The sequence below is a fragment of the Neptunomonas phycophila genome, assembly GCF_001922575.1.
Lineage (GTDB): Bacteria > Pseudomonadota > Gammaproteobacteria > Pseudomonadales > Balneatricaceae > Neptunomonas > Neptunomonas phycophila.
This window is the reverse complement of record NZ_MRCI01000001.1, coordinates 2,822,799-2,840,030: the sequence shown is the minus strand read 5'-3', so window position 1 is coordinate 2,840,030 and position 17,232 is coordinate 2,822,799. Positions and strand designations below refer to the sequence as shown.

Sequence of the window (17,232 nt, the reverse complement as noted above, 5' to 3'; positions counted from 1 at the left end):
GATTATGCACAGAAAAATATCCCCGAGTGATGGCAAGCATGTTGCTCCTTCTAAAGACCAAGTGGCTTTACGTGCTGACAATATCCGTGTGGGTTATCGTCATCATGTCATCATCGAGCAGTTGTCACTTACGTTACCGCCAGGAAAAGTAACTGCCATTGTTGGGCCTAATGGCTGTGGCAAGTCTACGCTGCTGTCTGCTCTGGCTCGCTTACGCGAACCCGATAAAGGTCAGGTGTTGCTCGATGGTCATGACATTAATCGTCTACCCAGTAGAGAGGTCGCTAAAAAGTTAGCTTTATTGCCGCAAGAAGCCAGTGCACCGGAAGGGATGACGGCTTTTGAGCTGATCCGCTTTGGTCGCCAGCCGCACCAAGGCATGCTGCGCCAATGGTCAGATGCCGATCAACGCATTGTTGAAGCCGCTCTTGCCGCTGCTGATATCAGTGATTTAGCGCACCGCCCGTTAGATCAGATGTCAGGCGGGCAGCGGCAGCGAGCATGGATAGCGATGTCTATTGCACAAGCCACACCGCTGTTATTGCTTGATGAGCCAACGTCAGCACTAGATCTAGGACATCAAATAGAAGTTTTTGAGTTGATACGTTCTCTTAGCCGAGATGAGAACAAAACAGTGGTGATGGTGGTGCATGATTTGTCATCGGCCTGCCGTTACGCTGATCACCTTATCGCGATGAAGTCGGGTGAGATTGTTGCTCAAGGGTGTCCCTCGGACGTCGTGACGCAAGCATTAGTTGAGACCTTATATGGCGTTAAATGCACATTAATTGAAGACCCCGTCAGCGGTACGCCTATTATTGCTGGTGTATACGCTAGGTAATGTCCCTAATTAAATACAGTTAAATGTTCTAAAAGCGACATTGATGCATTGGTAGCAGTACTAAAGGCTAATTTTTTTTGCAGTTTAGTGATCTGAATCTAATCTTAATTAAAAATAAGCCGATAAGTACATTATGCTAATACATCAGATGCTCAATAGGTGTGCAAAGGAATTGCGCCAACCTTATTTCCTGCTAGGAATGTGCTTGATAGGGATGATGGCACTCAAAGTGGCGCCGGCTTCGGCGGCGATCGTCAATAATAATCATCTTTTTCAGATGAGCAACACGCTTAACCAGAAGGTACTGGCGTTAGCGAACGCTAAAAAGATAACGATAACGGATATAGATGCGCCCATTTTCTCGGGTAAGTTGCCTATCCATTTATATGCTAAATCGCTGGATATTTACGATCAAACCCGTCGTTTAAGTGATGATAACTCGCTTCCAGATAAAGGGCTGCCTAACTCCATTTTGCGGCCTACTAATGTATTAAATTTGTTGTCAGATATTAATGACGTGATGGACAGCGCTTTGCGTAATGCGCAAATCAATCCGCAGGGCTTTGAACAAGAACGACCGCTAGGCAAAAATGCAAATGAAGCATTCAGGGATTTATGGCTACTGTCCTATCGGTTAGCCGCCCTTGTGCCGCCACCAAACGCAATAGAAACGCTTCATCAATTGAATATGATAGAGGCACAAGTGCGCTTAATTGCTACTCAAACGCAATTAACAATACCGAGCGTTTCGTTAGGAGAGGCTAGCGCTAAAACACCGCGGGATGTGATGTTAACCCTATATCAAGATATGCACCTGTTGGGCCGGCTTCAGCGCCAGCTGGGTACAGAAGCCATTGCACCGGGCGCCTTGCGAAGTGGGGAGTTGGGTATGGCTGATATTTATGACACCGCCAGAACCTTGCTAGCCGATTTACATCGGATGAAAACATCGCTGTCTATTGATAACGCTGCAAAGAATATCCCAATGCCTAAAACCGCGTCGCTCAACGATTTATACAGCCGGGCACAATTGGTCCATGATTTACTTTTGTCACTGACGGGGTCGTCGTTATGATTCGCTTATCGAACTTACCCTTGGCTGTAAAACTGAGCCTTGTGCCGGGAATTATTCTGATTTTGGTACTTATCCACAGTGCTTTTGTTACGTGGACTTTACAGGGGATCAATGCGAAAGCTCAGCACTTTTCAACGGTGATAGAGCCGAACGCTCGGTTATCCAGCGCCTTAACTACCAATGTTTTGACGCGTGCTAACGTAATCGAGCGCTACCTTAAACAGCCTTCAGATGATTTGCTCATGGAATATTCCGAGCAAAGCGAACAGGCTAAGCGGTTATTTGCGGACACCAGTTATGATTTATTGCGCGAGCACGAGACCATTGAGATGGTCAGCAACAAGCTGGATACCTTATTTTTAGATACGCTTGTCAGTAATGATACTCAACTGCGTCAAAGCTTGCGTACTATACTGGAGCAAACAGCCCCAGCGACGTTAGAGCTAAGTAATAATATCCGCGCCACGTTAGATCCATCGATTGATCAAGTATTAATCCAATGGACAATACAAGTCAGTAACCATTTGCAAGCCGCCATTATTAATTTAAATGCATTTGTGAACAGCCCATCAGGGACTGATTTTGATGCTTATAAAATGGAGTTGTACGGTGCACAAAACGCCGTGATGGATCTGCGAGAACGCTTGCGTCGTGCGGAGCAAGTCGGGTGGATTAAAGCGATGGATACGAACTTAACTACCTTGGCTAAAAGCGCTGCAATGATTGTGAGTTTGGTTGAGCAGCAAGAGCGTATCCTTAACGATCAAATAGCGCCGCTGACGGAACAAGCCATCAGTGCTGTATCCAGAGAACAAGATCACATTTGGCAAGATTTAGGGAAAGCCAGTACGCAGATTAGTGAATCCCTTACTAATGAAGTGATCACGTTGTTGATCTTCTCCGCCATTATTGTCTTGGTTGCTGGGGTGTTTACTTGGATTATTTCTCGATTAATTACACGTCCGATTCAGGCCATTGTTGAAACCATGGAAGATATTGCGCAAGGAGAAGGGGATTTAACCAAGCGTCTGCATTATTCAGGCACAGATGAGCTGGGGCGTTTGTCGGAGGCCTTCAATAGCTTTGTCGAAATGATCAGGAACATTTGCACAGGCATTAATGCGACTACCAATAACTTAAGCGTCTCTTCTACTCAATTGCAAACCGCCGCGGTACAGGGGGAAGAAAGCCTAACCCGTCAACAAACCGAATTTGAAGCAGTTATGGGCGCAACCGAAATGCTATCAGATAGCTTTCGTGCTATCGCTGAGCAGACCTCTCAGTTGCAGAATATTGCTAATACTATTGCCAGTGAAGCAAGTGAAGGTCAGCATTTATTGCATGACAATACAGACATGCTAAACCGTTTGGCGGAGCAAATGAAAAGTTCAGCATCAACCATGGGTGAGCTAACCGAAAGTAGCGATAAAATTGCTGAAGTCTTGCAAGTGATTAACGGTATTGCCGAACAAACAAACTTGTTAGCGTTAAATGCAGCCATTGAAGCGGCACGAGCAGGGGATCATGGTCGTGGTTTTGCTGTCGTGGCTGACGAGGTGCGTCAGCTTGCCATGAGAACACGTGATTCAACCGAAGAGATCAAAGTGATCATAGGCAAACTACAAAATGATGCGCAGAAAGCGGCAAGTATGATGACGCAAAGTAATGATATGACGCAAAATAGCTTGGGCCAAATTCAGCAATTAGGTGCATCGGTAACTAATACAAATGAGCAAGTGAAACATGCGACAAGTTTGATAGGTCAAGTCACACACACGACGGATGAGCAAGCGACGCAGGCTAGTGGGATTGCGAAAAGTATGCAAACACTTGAGCAACTATTGACTAAGAGCCGTCAACAGGTGAATACAACGTCAGAAAACAGTGCGAGTATCAACAGGTTGGCCGGTCAGTTAGAGACCAACGTGTCGCGGTTCAAAACCGGATAAATGGCGATGATCTTAAAAAAGCCGGGCTGGTTAAACCAGTGCCCGGCTTGCGTATTGAGGGGAGCTCAATAATTAAAATTGATAGGCTAGACCTGCCATAACATTTCTTGAGGGGCCGTAGAAGTTAAAAGTGGCCACAGAACCCACACGCGAGTAATACTTACGGTCAAACAGGTTGTTGATGTTGAGTGAAAGAGATAATTGGTCATTCACCTCGTAACCTACTTTTGCGTCTACCACGGCGTAGCCTGGAGCGGTCAGGCGTGTTCCCGCACGTTCTAAATAAAACTCACTCATTCCCGTTACTCCCGCGCCTAAACTTAGGCCGTTTAGTTGCCCGTGGGTCAGGTTATAGGTAGACCAGAGTGACAGTGTGTGTCGGGGCATCAGCATGAATAAACTGTTATCGTCACCGCTTAGGTTCTCGGTATCCATATAGCTATAACCTGCTAACAAATCCCAATTGTTGATGCTGCCACTGACTTCTGCCTCAAAGCCAGTTACCCGAGTTTTACCGGTCGCCTCTGAGTAATCAGTAATAGCGTTGCCATCACTGTCATAGGGGGTAGCAGAGCGGTTTTTATCTGTCAGCTGAAATACTGATAAGCGACTGTTAATATCGCCACCCAAATAGCTTCCTTTGATTCCGAGCTCGATTTGCTGTCCCTCACGAGGATCAATCATATCGCCATTTTCGTCGGTATCAGTTTGGGGTTTGAATACCTCTGAATAACTTGCATATAAAGAGTGTCCTTCGTTGATGTCAAAGACTACTCCGGCATAAGGCGTGAAGTGAGCGCTATCGTTGTAGTCGCTATGCGTCGTTGTCCCTGATGAGAGCGTGGTTGTGCTGTTATCTAAGTCATACCAACTGAAACGACCACCAGAGATTAAGGCTAAGCGCTCGGTTGGACGCAGGGTAACCTTTCCGTAAAGCCCTATTTCTTGCTCTTCACTTTCTACCCGTGTGCTGTAAGTGGGCGCGGTGTAGGCAACATCACTACTATCAAAGCTATTGATATTAATCGTACCCAAACTAGAAGCACCATTACGATAATCGGTATCATAATTTTTGTAGTCGGTGCCGACGACAAATTCGTTCACTTGACCCATAGCAGAGAATGGCTGACTGTAACTTGCATCGGCCGATAGCGTGGTTTGAGAGTAATCGCGTTGAGTTGAGCTAAGGCGGGTATTTCCGTCGCTGTCTATCGCGCTACCTGTGTATGTATAGTAGTACTCTGTGTCTCGTTTAGAGGAACGAACGGCCACCCGACCATAACCTCCGTTATCAAACTGATGAGTTAAATCAAAAAACAGATCCGTTGTTTCAGCATCAAAATCATTCCAATCAGAGCCTAAAAAGGTCGATCTATCCCAGTCAATCAAAGTGCCATCAGAGTAAGCTGGGAAGCCGTTAGCCGGTGTGATTGATTTGGTTTGATGCAAAGCGCCGATCGAAAGCAAGGTGCTTTCGTCCAAATCAATATCAAGCGTGCCATAAAAGCTCTGATCATCATTTGTATTTTGATCTATTTCGTTCTGGTTATCGGTTTGAGAGGCGACCAAGCGCCCGCGTACACTTTCAGAGGTGTTCAGTGCGCCCGCCACGTCTGCTTCTAGGTTGTACCTTCCCCAACTTCCGTAGCTAGCACTCAAACTGCCTTGGGTATCGTAAGTTGGGCGTTTGCGGACTAAGTTGATAATGCCGCCTAATTCGCTCGTGCTGTTAAATAAACCCGACGGTCCCCGCATGATTTCGACCCGGTCGAAAGCGGACAATGAAGGCAAAGTGCCGTTAATGCTTTGCATTGGCGCAGGCAGCCCGTCAATGTTGTACTCATCGTATTCGTAACCACGAGAGAAAATTGATGAGCGTCCGCTGTCATTGCTCAGCGTGCGTAACCCAGGTGTATATTTTGCGGCATCATCTAGGTTGATAAATCCACGGTCTTCTATGTAGTCGTTAGTCAACACGGTGATTGACTGGGGTATGTCGCGCAATGCCGCTGGCGTTTTTGTGCCGACAGTAGCGGAGTCTACGCTGTAGCCTTGGGTTGATTCGCTGGCAGGCATTTCATAAAGCGCATTACCTTCCACCGTTAGGGTTTGTAGCCGAATGGTGGGTGCCGTTTCAACGGCTTCTGCTAATGCATGACGGGAAAAAGGCGCAAAGCTCAATGCCGTGATCATGATGACGGAGTAAGCGGGTAAACGATGGGGTTTTGAATAGTGACCGAGCTTTAGAGGGGTGTTCTTCATTGTCATTGCACCAAGCATTGTTTTCTCATCTTTGTTGAAGTCATTGGACATCAATAGATCGTACATGATAATAAAAATGATAATCTATTGCATTTGGGTGTTAGTCTTCGCATTATTTCATACATGCATTGACGATGTGTTTGCGAAGCAATCAGCTTGCTTTGCGGGGCAATCAAGTTCGCTGCTGATGCTGTACTTCTATTCATAAATCCCGATAACGTAGGGGCTATCTATGCAACCGATTAACCAGACACTTGACCAACAGTACCTGATTAAACATGCGATCAATGTTCGCAATTACCGAATATTTACGCCTAAAAAGGCATCTCGGATAGAAGGCTCTTTACCTGTGGTGCAGGGGTCTTTGTTAACGCAAGAGTTACAACCCGGTTTGGTGCTTCATAAAGTAGATGCGCGTGCGGTGAACGATTTTAGTTTTACTGCCCAGATTGATCCCGGGCTGCGTGTGTCGTTGCTGTTCGCGGGAGAAACGCACCTCACGTATGGTAAGAAGTCGTTGCACATGCATGCCGATACTAGCAAAGCTCATGTTACCGCCTTGACGGAAGCTGATGGCTGCACGTTGGCGTCTCGTAAAGGGGAATATCGACAAGCCGTGAACATCGCTATGTCGGAGTCTTGGTTGGCTAAGCAGGGATTTGATTCGCAGGCAATGCGGCGTGCCACTCATCATCTGGCAGCACAACAAATTAAACTACCAGAGTTTGTAGTGCAGCAGGCCTCTCAACTGTTCAACCAGTTAGATGCTGGTGCGGCATCACGCTTAAGTAGGGAAGGGTTTGCGCTTACGTTAGCGGCGCACATTATCGAAAATTGGCAACAAGCTCCCCTTGCCCAGGGTACCGCCAAAGTCGTTTCTCGTCGGAGCCAGCAGTTTATGGACTTCCTATTAAGCGGCGAGGCCGATGCGCTAACGTTAGAGCAAATTAGCCAAGTTTTAGGGATGAGTGCGGCAACTTTACAGCGTTACGCCCATCAATGCTTGGGTTCTAGTCTCACCCACTTTTTGCGGCAGCGGCGACTCATCAATGCCTGCAAAGCGTTGCAGCAAGAAGGGGTATCGATTAGCGATGCCGCATTATTAGCTGGTTACAGCCATACGGCAAACTTTGCGACGGCATTTAAACGCCAGTTTGGTGTGTGTCCAACCGATGCGCATCGCTATGCATTAACTGATTTATTAATGAAATAACCAAGCCATTTTCAATAGGAATAGCATGCGTGCCATTTACTCAACTTTATGCGGTATAGGACTGCTAACCCATCTAACTTTGGCAATCTCTTCACCGATTTCAGCTGAGCAAGTATCAATGAAGCCTGACAACATCCATCATTTACAGCAAGCGACGCGTCAAGTGGGTGTCGTTGATCCCGTCGTATTACCTGGCACAAAGCAATTAGACTTTTATGATGCTAATACGGATCTAATGCGCCGGGTTTTTATCTATGAGCCTACTTCACCAGCGCCTGCACAAGGTTATCCGGTGATGTATTTATTAGATGGGAATGCTTTTTTTACGATAGCGACAGGATTGAACCGGTTGTTGGATAATCCGAATAAAGGGCGCTTTCCCGTTATCATTGTCGCTATTGGGTATCCGATTGATACGCCATTTAATATAGCGCAGCGCTGGTATGACCTAACGCCTCCAACGGATAAGCCACCGGCATCACCGCTTAAACACATGGATTCAAATTACCGTTATGGTGGCTCGGATGCATTAGGTGTATTTCTAGAGGAGACCATTAAACCTTGGGTTGCCTCTCACTACATTGTTGATAAAAAACGACAGGGTTTATTTGGGCACTCCTTAGGTGGGTTGTATACACTGAACACGCTGTTGAGCACGCCTAATCACTTTAGCCATTACTATGCCAGTAGCCCATCACTGTGGTGGAATGATCATTATGTATTACACCGTTTTCAAGAGACTATAAAGACCAACGCTAAAGCCGCGCAATCATGGAATAAGAAGACTCTGTACTTAAGTGTAGGCTCTGAAGAAAAGCCTTTTATGGAAGCGGATCTGTTAACGCTACAAGATGCATTGAGTCAGGTAGCGGTGCACCCGTCTATGACGGTGTTTACTGGCGCCGATCATGGGACGGCACCGATGTCGGCCTTGGGGGCCGCCTTTAAACAATTTATGGCGACAGATAACTAACCGTACGGGCAATCGTTAGGAATATTCGAGGCCAGCCGTCGACGGGCCCCGAATGTGAGCTAATCCATTACAGGTTGAAGTAACGTTTAGCCGCTGGTAAAGCCGCTTCTCCATCCAGTGTTGTTACGCCATTAAGCCAGTCGTTGAGGACTTCTGGGTTTGTTTGCAGCCATGCTTTGGCGGCTTCTTCAGGCTTTAGGCCGTCATCTAAAATGGCACCCATCACCTCGTTTTCCATAGGTAATGTGAAGGTGAGGTTGTTTAGCAGCTTGCCAACGTTTTTACATTCGTTGACGTAGCCTTTGCGTACGTTGGTGTAAACACTAGCACCGCCAAAGTTAGGGCCAAAGTAGTCGTCGCCTCCAGTGAGGTACTCTATTTCAAAATTAGCGTTCATTGGATGCGGTGCCCACCCTAGGAAGGCAACCCACTGATCGCGTTTAGTTGAGCGTTTCACTTGCGACAACATACCTGCTTCACTGGACTCGACCAGCGTGAAATCAGCTAGGCCAAAAGCATCAGTATCGATCATGTCTTGAATTAAACGGTTACCGTCATTGCCGGGTTCAATACCGTAGATACGGCTTCTAAATTGGTCTTTATAAGTGATCAGGTCGGCAAAGTCTTTCACACCACCATCGTAGGCGGCTTTTGAAACGGCTAACGTATATTTGGCGCCTTCTAAATTCACTTTTACTGTTTCAACGGTACCAGCTTCACGGTAAGCGGCAATATCCGCTTCCATGGTAGGCATCCAGTTACCAAGAAAAATATCGATATCACCATTAGCCAATGATTTGTAGGTGACCGGAACAGAGAGCATCTGCGTACTCGGTTTGTAACCTAGAGCGGTCAGCACTTCACTGGTTAGCGCCGTCGTTGCTGTAATGTCTGTCCAGCCAACATCTGAAAACCGCACTGATTCGCAGTCAGCAGCGACAGCCATGTGGCTCATTGATACAGCAGCACTTAAAACGAGGGAGGCGACTAGGCGTTGTTTTGTCGATGACATCTATGAATCCTTGTAATACGTTGTGTAAAAATGAGTGTTAGTACTTTTAGATAAAGACCGAAGAATCAGTTGCATACGCATCATGGCAGGATGTTTTGCAGTTGCCAACTGTGTGCTATTCGTAAATGTCCATTTAGTACAATAGCTCGATGTGTAAGCTTCAATTATTAGCATAAAAAGATAATACCTTCCCTCGTTGTCGGCCAGCTACTTAGCATGCAGGCATCCAAAAAATACCATTAGCCGTATACAAATCTATCAAAAGTACGAACAAATCTTGCCATGTTAGCAATGACTGAGGCGGTTAGTATGTTAGATACTCGTTTTATAGCAAATGACATTGATTTGGGAGCGCAGGCGGTTGATGCTACCCAGTCTATTGATATTTATCGCTTACAAGTGGGCCGCCACGGCCTGCTCAAAGCTGAAGATGAGCGTCAGTTAGGCCGAGAAATCAATGAAACTATATCCAATTTGGTATTCCATTTAATTAGTAGCGAGGCTGGATTAGATAAGCTTGAACAACTAATGACGGATTACCTTTTTGGTTATCAGAATAAGGACGGTAGTGTCTCTAAACGTTGGGCTATGTCACACGAGCCAGCGTTTATAGAAAATTTGATTAGTAGTGTTATTGATTTGATTCGCGTGACGCGATTTATGAATCAAGAGGACTCAGATGAAGCGACTAATGCAAAACACAACCTTGCCGCTTTACTCAATATGCTATCCATTAGCCGCTCTTATTTAGTGGACTTAATTGATGATGATATGCAAGCCAGCCCATCCCTGCGTAAGCAGCTACGCCGCTATGCACGGTTACGTAATCAATTGGTTGAATCAAACCTGCGCTTAGTGTTTTCTGTTGCGGCCAAATTCAATAGTGTGGGCGTTCCTTATAATGATCTGATTCAAGAGGGCAATATTGGTTTAATCAAAGCGTCGGATCGTTTTAACTTCACAAAAGGGTATCGCTTTTCTACGTATGCGTTGCTGACTATTCAGAATAATGTGAAAAGTGCGATTCAGCGGAAATATCCACTCATTTCACGTCCGGGTTATTTACAAGAAAAAATGAGCATTATCCGCGAAGTTCGCAATGCTTATATTCAAAAAGAAGGCCGTAAGCCAAATCTAGCTGTCCTGAGTGAGCTAACGGGTATCCCTCTATCGCAGCTGGAACGTATTGAGAGTTTCCCTAACTTCAGTGTGCCCATCAACACATCCGGGGCCAGCGATGAAGATCTAACCTTAGGTATTGAAATCCCTGATAAGTATCAAAACAGCGCTGCCTTATATGAAGAACAGCAACAAAAACAACAAATAGAAGCCGCTTTGGCCGAGCTTAATCCCCGTGAAAAACAAGTGATTCTTATGCGCTATGGGGTTGGTTATAAAAAGGAATTTACCTTAAAAGAGGTCGCCGAACAGCTATATTTGAGCATTGAGCGAGTTCGGCAAATAGAAAAGAAGGCCATGCGAAAAATTATGAACGAGTGATCGGTGTCCTGGCGCTATTCAGCCCAAAACTCCATCAGGTGCTGGTCCTTTAACTTCACATAGTTACCAGCTGTATAAGTAAAGAAGCTCATTTCTTTTTCAGTGAGGGGGCGTACTTTTTTAGCGGGGCGACCGACATATAAATAACCGCTCTCGAGTGTTTTTCCCGGCGGTACTAAACTGCCGCCGCCAATTACAACATCGGACTCAACTATAGCTCCGTCCATCACCATAGTCCCCATGCCAACTAGCACTCGGTCGCCTATTGTGCAGCCGTGCAATGTCGCCTGATGTCCTACGGTTACATGATTACCGATGGTGAGTGGATAACCGTCAGGGTTGAAAGGCCCTGCATGGGTAATGTGCAATACGGAGCCATCTTGAATACTGGTTGAGTGGCCGATACGAATACGATGCATGTCACCGCGGATAACAGTGAGCGGCCAAACAGAGCTATTATCCCCGATCTCCACATCGCCAATAACAATAGCGGAGGGGTCAATAAAAACCTTGTCGCCCAATTGAGGCGTTTTACCTTGGAAGGGACGAATTTTCATGCAGCACTCCTCTGTGTCGTTGTTCTACTAACTGCCATCAGTTGTATTAATCTTGCAATGCTCTGATACGTCCCCATTGTATACTAAAGATCATAAAACGCTGCTTAGACGTATAGCGAAAGGCTCTCACATATTTGAAGGAATTTTAGCATGAGCAATCCACTGTTAAACGAGGCGCTACTCCCACCATTCAGCCAGATTAAACCGGCCGATATTAAGCCTGCTATCGAGTCTTTGTTGAAGCAAAATAGAGAAACCGTTGCCCGCTTAACTGCTCACCCTGAATCGGCCGATTGGGATAGTGTTATCGCCCCTTTGGATGAGATGGGAGATCGCTTGAGCAAAGTGTGGTCGCCGATTTCGCATATGAACAGCGTGGTTAATAGTGATGAACTCCGTGAAGCTTATAATGCTTGTTTGCCAATTTTATCCGAGTACTGGACAGAGATGGGCCAGCATGAGGGTATGTTTAAAGCCTATGAGCAAGTGGCTAAACAAGCGGGGCAATTGAATGCTGTACAGCAAAAAGTAGTTGAGAATAATCTGCGTGATTTTGAGTTATCGGGTATAGCGTTGGCTGATGCCGATAAAAAACGCTACGCCGAGATACAAAACCGTTTGTCAGAGCTAACGACTAAGTTCTCTGAAAATGTGATGGATGCGACACAAGGCTGGGAAAAGCTGATTACGGACAAAGAGCAGTTGGCCGGTATGCCCGACATGGCATTGGCGGCAGCCAAGCAAGCCGCTGAAGCGAAAGGGTTAGATGGCTATTTGTTGACCTTGGAGTTCCCATCGTACTTTCCCGTCATAACACATTGTGATGATCGCGCTTTACGCGCAGAAGTGTATGAAGCTTATGCCACGCGTGCGTCCGAGGTAGGCCCAAATGCTGGTAAGTGGGATAACTCAGAGATCATGACTGAGATTTTGGCGCTACGTAAGGAAGTATCGCAGCTGCTAGGGTTTGAAAGCTACGCTCATTATTCGTTGGCCACCAAAATGGCAGAAACACCCGAGCAAGTGTTGCAATTTTTATATGACCTTGCCGATAAAAGTGTCGATGTGGCTCGTGAAGAATACAAAGCACTATGTGAATTTGCTCAGTCAGAGTACGGTGCTGATGAGGTTGAATCGTGGGATGTGTCTTATTATTCCGAAAAAATGAAGCAGGCACATTACGCTATCTCTCAGGAAATGCTCCGTCCTTATTTCCCGTTTCCTAAAGTCTTGGCGGGTATGTTCGACATTGCAGGCCGTTTATTCGACATCACCATTGACGAAGTGAGCGAGTTTGATACTTGGCATAAGGATGCGCGCTTATTCGAAGTGAAACGTAACGATGAGATTATCGCCCGTTTCTATTTGGATCCTTTTGCACGAGCTAACAAACGCGGCGGTGCTTGGATGGATGTATGCCGTACCCGTCGTCGTTTAGCGGATGGCGCATTGCAATTACCGACGGCGTACTTGGTTTGTAACTTCAATGGCCCTGTTGGAGATGACCCGGCGTTGCTGACGCATGGCGAAGTAACGACGCTATTCCACGAGTTTGGCCATGGATTACACCACATGCTAACGCAGGTTGAGTACGCTGATGTTTCTGGCATTAGTGGGGTGGCATGGGATGCCGTAGAATTGCCGAGCCAATTCATGGAGAACTGGTGTTGGGAACCTGAAGCGCTTGCCATCATTTCTGGTCATTATCAGACGGGCGAAACGTTACCCCAAGATTTGCTGGACAAAATGCTAAAAGCCAAGAATTTCCAGTCGGCACTTTTCATGGTGCGTCAGCTAGAATTTTCTATTTTTGATTTCCAACTACATCTTGAATACGAAGCAGGCAAAACAGACATCCAGCGCTTGCTAAATGATGTGCGTGAACGGGTATCAGCCATTACTCCTCCGGAATTTAACCGTTTCCAGCATAGCTTTTCGCACATATTTGCAGGCGGTTATGCGGCTGGTTACTACAGCTATAAGTGGGCAGAAGTGTTATCGGCTGATGCATTTTCTTTGTTTGAAGAAAAGGGTATTTTTGATAAAGCCTCAGGCGAAAAATTCCGTTCGACTATTCTGGAACAAGGCGGTTCTAAAGAGCCTATGGAGCTATTTGTAGGGTTTAGAGGACGAGAGCCTAAAGTGGACGCGCTATTGCGTCATTCAGGAATAAAGTAAACTGTGGGTTTAATAGCAGCACCAGAGTGTGACGTATATAAGTGGCATCTGGTGCTGGTCACTCGGACGGTATTGAGGTAGTCATGAGCGCTGAAAACGCGGGTAAAGTAGTTAAACGATTTGTTGCAGGTGCTGTATGCCCACGCTGTGGCGAAATGGACACCATTCGCGTGTATCGAAATGAGATTCGCGAGTATCGTGAGTGTGTTCGATGTGATTATGTCGATGGGCAAAACTTAGATGGTACACCTGAACCAGCTCAGGAACTGGCCACACGAGTTAACCAGCAAAAAGAAGATACGCCAGATACACAAGTTATACAGTTTGTGAATAACCCCAATCCGGGAACCAAACACTAGTTTTTGATGAGTGGCGACAGCTGCTTAGGCAATAAGGATATTGTGATGTGCCAGCGTTGTTTTTGGGCTACGGGTGTAACTGAGCTTGAGACGGTTTACCATGATCAAGAGTGGGGGCGACCTCAAAAGGATGACCGTGTTTTATTTGAGTTTCTTATACTCGAAGCGGCTCAAGCTGGCCTTAGCTGGCGCACTGTTTTAGAAAAACGCGAAGGTTATCGGCGTCACTACTTTGATTTTGATCCCGAAAAAGTAGCGCGTATTTCTACCGAAACAGCTGAGGCAATGCTGCTTGATCCCGCCATTATTCGAAATCGCCGAAAGGTAGAATCCTCCATCGAGAACGCCCGTATCTTTCTACAAATCCAACAAGAGCACGGGAGTTTTGCTCAGTTTATCTGGCAGTTTGTTGATTATCAGCCGCGTCAGAATCACGTTACCGATTACCGTGATATACCTGCTGAAACTGAGCAGTCTAAAGCCATGTCAAAAGCCCTCAAAAAGTTAGGTATGCGATTCGTCGGCCCAACAATTTGTTATGCCTTTATGCAGGCGGTCGGTATGGTGAATGATCATGAGACAAGCTGTACCGCCTTTTCTGCCTGCTCGGCTGCTGGCGCTCAATTCTCGCTGGACTAATGTGAAGTGGTTGGTTAATGTTGACTGATAATCGTTTACATTAATTGTTGGATGAAAATATTTATGTTCCCTCGCTTATCCTTAGCTCTAATGACATTACTCATTGCTTTTTTCACCCCAGCAATGGCGCTGGCTCATAGTGATATGGGAGGAACGGGCTTCTCGGCTGGTTTTAGCCATCCGGTTTTGGGGTTGGATCATCTTTTGGCAATGCTGAGTGTTGGTATGCTAAGTGCGCAAATGGGAGGCAGAGCATTATGGTCTGTACCCCTGACCTTTGTGGTTGTGATGTTAGTTGGCGGTGTTATGGGGATGATGGGAATACCATTATTTTCAATTGAGTTAGGTATATCTCTCTCAGTACTAGTCCTCGGTGTGGCAATTGCATTTGGACGACGATTACCCACTGTGCTGGTAATGGTGGGGGTTAGCTTTTTTGCGGTTTTCCATGGCTATGCCCATGGTCAAGAGATGCCATCAATTGCGCAACCTGTTTTATATGCACTAGGTTTTGCAGCAGGTACAGGCGTTATCCATTTGGTGGGCGTATTTATGGTGCAATTGTTTAAGCAGCTCAAGCAAGGCAGGGCGCTTGTTCGATATTGTGGAGCGGGTATCGCCGGTGTGGGTATTTACTTATTATCTGGTTTGTAAATAACTGTTTTTTCCTCATTTAGTTGTAGCCTCGGCCGATAGGTAAGGGAAGACCCTTGGAAACTTCTCCAAGTACTCCTTTATCTTTGCTGGCAGAGGTTACACATGTCGCTTTCTCTACGAACTCGATTATTAGGCGTTAGCCTAATATCCGCTGTGCTTATCGTTACCTTTCTGGTGCTGGAAACTAATAGTGTCCTGCGTGATCGCATGCTCGTTAATTTGCTGAGAGATGTTCAGCATTTTGCCGGTGCCTATGGAGAAGGTGTTGGCCAATGGATGACAGATCGCCAACGCGCTATGACGGCGCTTAAAGGTGCCATTGAGCGCAACCCATCTGTGGATAAGTACACACTTATTCGACAAGCACATGAGAGCGGCGGTTTTGCGCTGACTTACTATGGTAATGCCCAGGGTGAAATGTTCCGCCAAGACCCCGCACTGGACCAGAACAACGGTAGTTATGATCCTCGACAGCGTGGCTGGTACAAGCAAGCCCAAGCTGAAGATAGCGCAATTATTACAAAACCGTATGTCAGTAAAACGTTACAGGCCTTAGTGGTGACTCTAGCTGAACCCGTACGTGAGAACGGAAAGATGGTGGGTTCTGTTGGCGCGAATGTCACACTGAGTCAATTAACTAAGCAGGTTCAAGAGCTGGATGTACCGGGGAATGGTTATGCCATTTTAGTGGATTTAAGTGATCAAATTATCGCGCATCCTGAAGCAGAGCTACAAACCAAGTCGGTTGCTGAGCTTAGCCCTCGTTTTTCTAAAGACGGTTTGGCTGAAATGATTAATCAAGATCGTTTGTTTGATGCGACCCTAGACGAGGCCGAACGTTTTGTGTACGCCAAGGCGATTCCTAATACCAACTGGGCCTTAATTTTTGTAATGGACAAGAAGGCGTTACTAGCGCCTGTTAATGCGTTACTTATTAAGCAATCCGTTATTGGTATGCTGCTGATTATTGTATTGGCACTTGTTTTAGTCTTTTTCTTCAAAGTTATGTTCAAAAACTTAGAAAAGGTGAGCCGAGCCTTGGCAGATATTGCTGAAGGTGAGGGCGATTTAACGGTGCGCATCGCGGTTGATAGTCGAGATGAAATAGGAGTATTAGCTGATGGCTTCAATCGATTTGTTGAGCGCTTACACGGTATTGTTAGCCGGTTGAATAATACGTCTATCAGTTTGGCACAGTCGGCCGATCAGTTCGCCGCGTCAGCGCATAAGCGAAGCGAACGTATTCAGGAGCAGCAAGACGAAATTAATATGGTAGCCACGGCCATCACGCAAATGGCTATGGCAACACAAGAAATTGCCGGTAATGCTGAAATGGCAGCGGTGTCTGCTCAAGAGTCAGTTGCGCTGAGCTCGGGCGGCCAAAAGCAAGTTGAGACAAGTCAGCAGTCAATTGCTACGTTAGCATCTGAAGTTGAATCAGCTACCTCTGTTATTGGGGATTTAGAAAAGCATGCTGAGCATATAAGCGGTATCTTAAATACCATTAGTGGGATAGCAGAACAAACAAACTTACTAGCGCTGAATGCTGCGATTGAAGCGGCACGGGCGGGTGATCAAGGGCGTGGTTTTGCCGTAGTTGCCGATGAAGTACGTGTGTTATCACAACGCACGCATGCGTCTACCGGAGAAATCCAAACAATGATTGATACACTGCAAAAAACGACGCAGTTGGCGGTTAAAACGATGAGCCGCGGTCAAGAAATGGCTCAAAAAAGCGTGCATGATGCGGATGAAGCACATCAGAGCCTGGAACAAATCATTACGGCCATCTCGAATATATCTGATAAATCTACGCAAATAGCCTCGGCTGCGGAAGAGCAAACGTCAGTGACCGAAGAAATTAACCGCAATACATCGGCAATTAGCGATGTGGCGACGGATATGGCGCGTGAAGGTGAACAGGCAGCTAAACAGGCGTCTGAACTACGAGAATTAATTCGTCAGGTGGAGTCAGAGGTTAAGCGTTTTAGCTTATAAACAGCTTTTTACTTTTAAA

General features: G+C 46.2%; 14 protein-coding genes. 11 read left to right on the top strand and 3 right to left on the bottom strand.

The features are described from left to right. The first annotated feature begins 4 nt into the window (after positions 1–4). The 3 genes from BS617_RS12970 to BS617_RS12960 all read left to right on the top strand — a co-directional run bounded on the left by BS617_RS12970 (position 5) and on the right by BS617_RS12960 (position 3,865). On the top strand, positions 5–841 hold the full coding sequence (locus tag BS617_RS12970) for an ABC transporter ATP-binding protein (protein ID WP_075173200.1): 837 nt from the start codon (positions 5–7) through the stop codon (positions 839–841). 214 nt (positions 842–1,055) lie between these two features. Beyond that, positions 1,056–1,916 (top strand): hypothetical protein, encoded by an 861-nt coding sequence (locus tag BS617_RS12965; protein WP_139303167.1) that lies wholly within the window; start codon positions 1,056–1,058, stop codon positions 1,914–1,916. Further along, positions 1,913–3,865, top strand: a complete 1,953-nt coding sequence (locus BS617_RS12960; RefSeq protein WP_075173198.1) for a methyl-accepting chemotaxis protein — start codon at positions 1,913–1,915, stop codon at positions 3,863–3,865. Before BS617_RS12965 ends, BS617_RS12960 begins: the two co-directional genes overlap by 4 nt. A gap of 72 nt (positions 3,866–3,937) precedes the next feature. Here the strand turns inward: BS617_RS12960 and BS617_RS12955 are convergent, their stop codons facing one another. Further along, entirely contained in the window at positions 3,938–6,178 is a 2,241-nt protein-coding gene (locus BS617_RS12955) for a TonB-dependent siderophore receptor (protein WP_249263607.1), read from the bottom strand. Positions 6,179–6,359: 181 nt separating this feature from the next. On the opposite strand from BS617_RS12955, the gene BS617_RS12950 reads away from it, so the two are divergent. Next, a complete protein-coding gene (locus BS617_RS12950) occupies positions 6,360–7,340 on the top strand; it encodes a helix-turn-helix domain-containing protein (RefSeq protein WP_075173197.1) in 981 nt (326 codons plus the stop codon). Between the two features lie 25 nt (positions 7,341–7,365). Next, complete coding sequence (locus BS617_RS12945) at positions 7,366–8,313, top strand: alpha/beta hydrolase (protein WP_075173196.1); 948 nt, start codon at positions 7,366–7,368, stop codon at positions 8,311–8,313. Between the two features lie 67 nt (positions 8,314–8,380). Here BS617_RS12945 and BS617_RS12940 read toward each other — a convergent pair whose 3' ends face one another. Further along, complete coding sequence (locus tag BS617_RS12940) at positions 8,381–9,325, bottom strand: choline ABC transporter substrate-binding protein (protein ID WP_075173195.1); 945 nt, start codon at positions 9,323–9,325, stop codon at positions 8,381–8,383. Positions 9,326–9,634: 309 nt separating this feature from the next. Here BS617_RS12940 and BS617_RS12935 point away from each other — a divergent pair, with 309 nt between their 5' ends. Next, positions 9,635–10,825 carry a sigma-70 family RNA polymerase sigma factor gene (locus BS617_RS12935; protein ID WP_075173194.1) on the top strand — a complete coding sequence of 397 codons (1,191 nt, stop codon included), beginning with the start codon at positions 9,635–9,637 and terminating at the stop codon, positions 10,823–10,825. A 14-nt stretch (positions 10,826–10,839) separates the two neighbouring features. On the opposite strand, the gene BS617_RS12930 is transcribed toward BS617_RS12935, so the two are convergent. After that, complete coding sequence (locus BS617_RS12930; RefSeq protein WP_075173193.1) at positions 10,840–11,382, bottom strand: gamma carbonic anhydrase family protein; 543 nt, start codon at positions 11,380–11,382, stop codon at positions 10,840–10,842. A gap of 150 nt (positions 11,383–11,532) precedes the next feature. Here BS617_RS12930 and prlC point away from each other — a divergent pair, with 150 nt between their 5' ends. From prlC to BS617_RS12905, 5 genes are all read left to right on the top strand, one after another. Beyond that, positions 11,533–13,560 (top strand): oligopeptidase A, encoded by a 2,028-nt coding sequence (gene prlC, locus BS617_RS12925; protein ID WP_075173192.1) that lies wholly within the window; start codon positions 11,533–11,535, stop codon positions 13,558–13,560. 83 nt (positions 13,561–13,643) lie between these two features. After that, positions 13,644–13,919 carry a YheV family putative zinc ribbon protein gene (locus BS617_RS12920; protein WP_075173191.1) on the top strand — a complete coding sequence of 92 codons (276 nt, stop codon included), beginning with the start codon at positions 13,644–13,646 and terminating at the stop codon, positions 13,917–13,919. Positions 13,920–13,964: 45 nt separating this feature from the next. Then, positions 13,965–14,558, top strand: a complete 594-nt coding sequence (locus tag BS617_RS12915; RefSeq protein ID WP_075173190.1) for a DNA-3-methyladenine glycosylase I — start codon at positions 13,965–13,967, stop codon at positions 14,556–14,558. Between the two features lie 63 nt (positions 14,559–14,621). Continuing rightward, positions 14,622–15,212: a HupE/UreJ family protein gene (locus BS617_RS12910; protein WP_075173189.1), complete on the top strand. Its 591-nt coding sequence runs from the start codon at positions 14,622–14,624 to the stop codon at positions 15,210–15,212. A gap of 105 nt (positions 15,213–15,317) precedes the next feature. Further along, positions 15,318–17,213 carry a methyl-accepting chemotaxis protein gene (locus BS617_RS12905; RefSeq protein ID WP_075173188.1) on the top strand — a complete coding sequence of 632 codons (1,896 nt, stop codon included), beginning with the start codon at positions 15,318–15,320 and terminating at the stop codon, positions 17,211–17,213. Positions 17,214–17,232 lie beyond the last annotated feature (19 nt).

Bases quoted from the DNA above. Each gene is read 5' to 3' on its own strand.
- BS617_RS12970 (WP_075173200.1), top strand. From the start codon at position 5: ATGCACAGAAAAATATCCCCGAGTGATGGCAAGCATGTTGCTCCTTCT.
- BS617_RS12965 (WP_139303167.1), top strand. From the start codon at position 1,056: ATGATGGCACTCAAAGTGGCGCCGGCTTCGGCGGCGATCGTCAATAAT.
- BS617_RS12960 (WP_075173198.1), top strand. From the start codon at position 1,913: ATGATTCGCTTATCGAACTTACCCTTGGCTGTAAAACTGAGCCTTGTG.
- BS617_RS12955 (WP_249263607.1), bottom strand. From the start codon at position 6,178: ATGTCCAATGACTTCAACAAAGATGAGAAAACAATGCTTGGTGCAATG.
- BS617_RS12950 (WP_075173197.1), top strand. From the start codon at position 6,360: ATGCAACCGATTAACCAGACACTTGACCAACAGTACCTGATTAAACAT.
- BS617_RS12945 (WP_075173196.1), top strand. From the start codon at position 7,366: ATGCGTGCCATTTACTCAACTTTATGCGGTATAGGACTGCTAACCCAT.
- BS617_RS12940 (WP_075173195.1), bottom strand. From the start codon at position 9,325: ATGTCATCGACAAAACAACGCCTAGTCGCCTCCCTCGTTTTAAGTGCT.
- BS617_RS12935 (WP_075173194.1), top strand. From the start codon at position 9,635: ATGTTAGATACTCGTTTTATAGCAAATGACATTGATTTGGGAGCGCAG.
- BS617_RS12930 (WP_075173193.1), bottom strand. From the start codon at position 11,382: ATGAAAATTCGTCCCTTCCAAGGTAAAACGCCTCAATTGGGCGACAAG.
- prlC (WP_075173192.1), top strand. From the start codon at position 11,533: ATGAGCAATCCACTGTTAAACGAGGCGCTACTCCCACCATTCAGCCAG.
- BS617_RS12920 (WP_075173191.1), top strand. From the start codon at position 13,644: ATGAGCGCTGAAAACGCGGGTAAAGTAGTTAAACGATTTGTTGCAGGT.
- BS617_RS12915 (WP_075173190.1), top strand. From the start codon at position 13,965: ATGTGCCAGCGTTGTTTTTGGGCTACGGGTGTAACTGAGCTTGAGACG.
- BS617_RS12910 (WP_075173189.1), top strand. From the start codon at position 14,622: ATGTTCCCTCGCTTATCCTTAGCTCTAATGACATTACTCATTGCTTTT.
- BS617_RS12905 (WP_075173188.1), top strand. From the start codon at position 15,318: ATGTCGCTTTCTCTACGAACTCGATTATTAGGCGTTAGCCTAATATCC.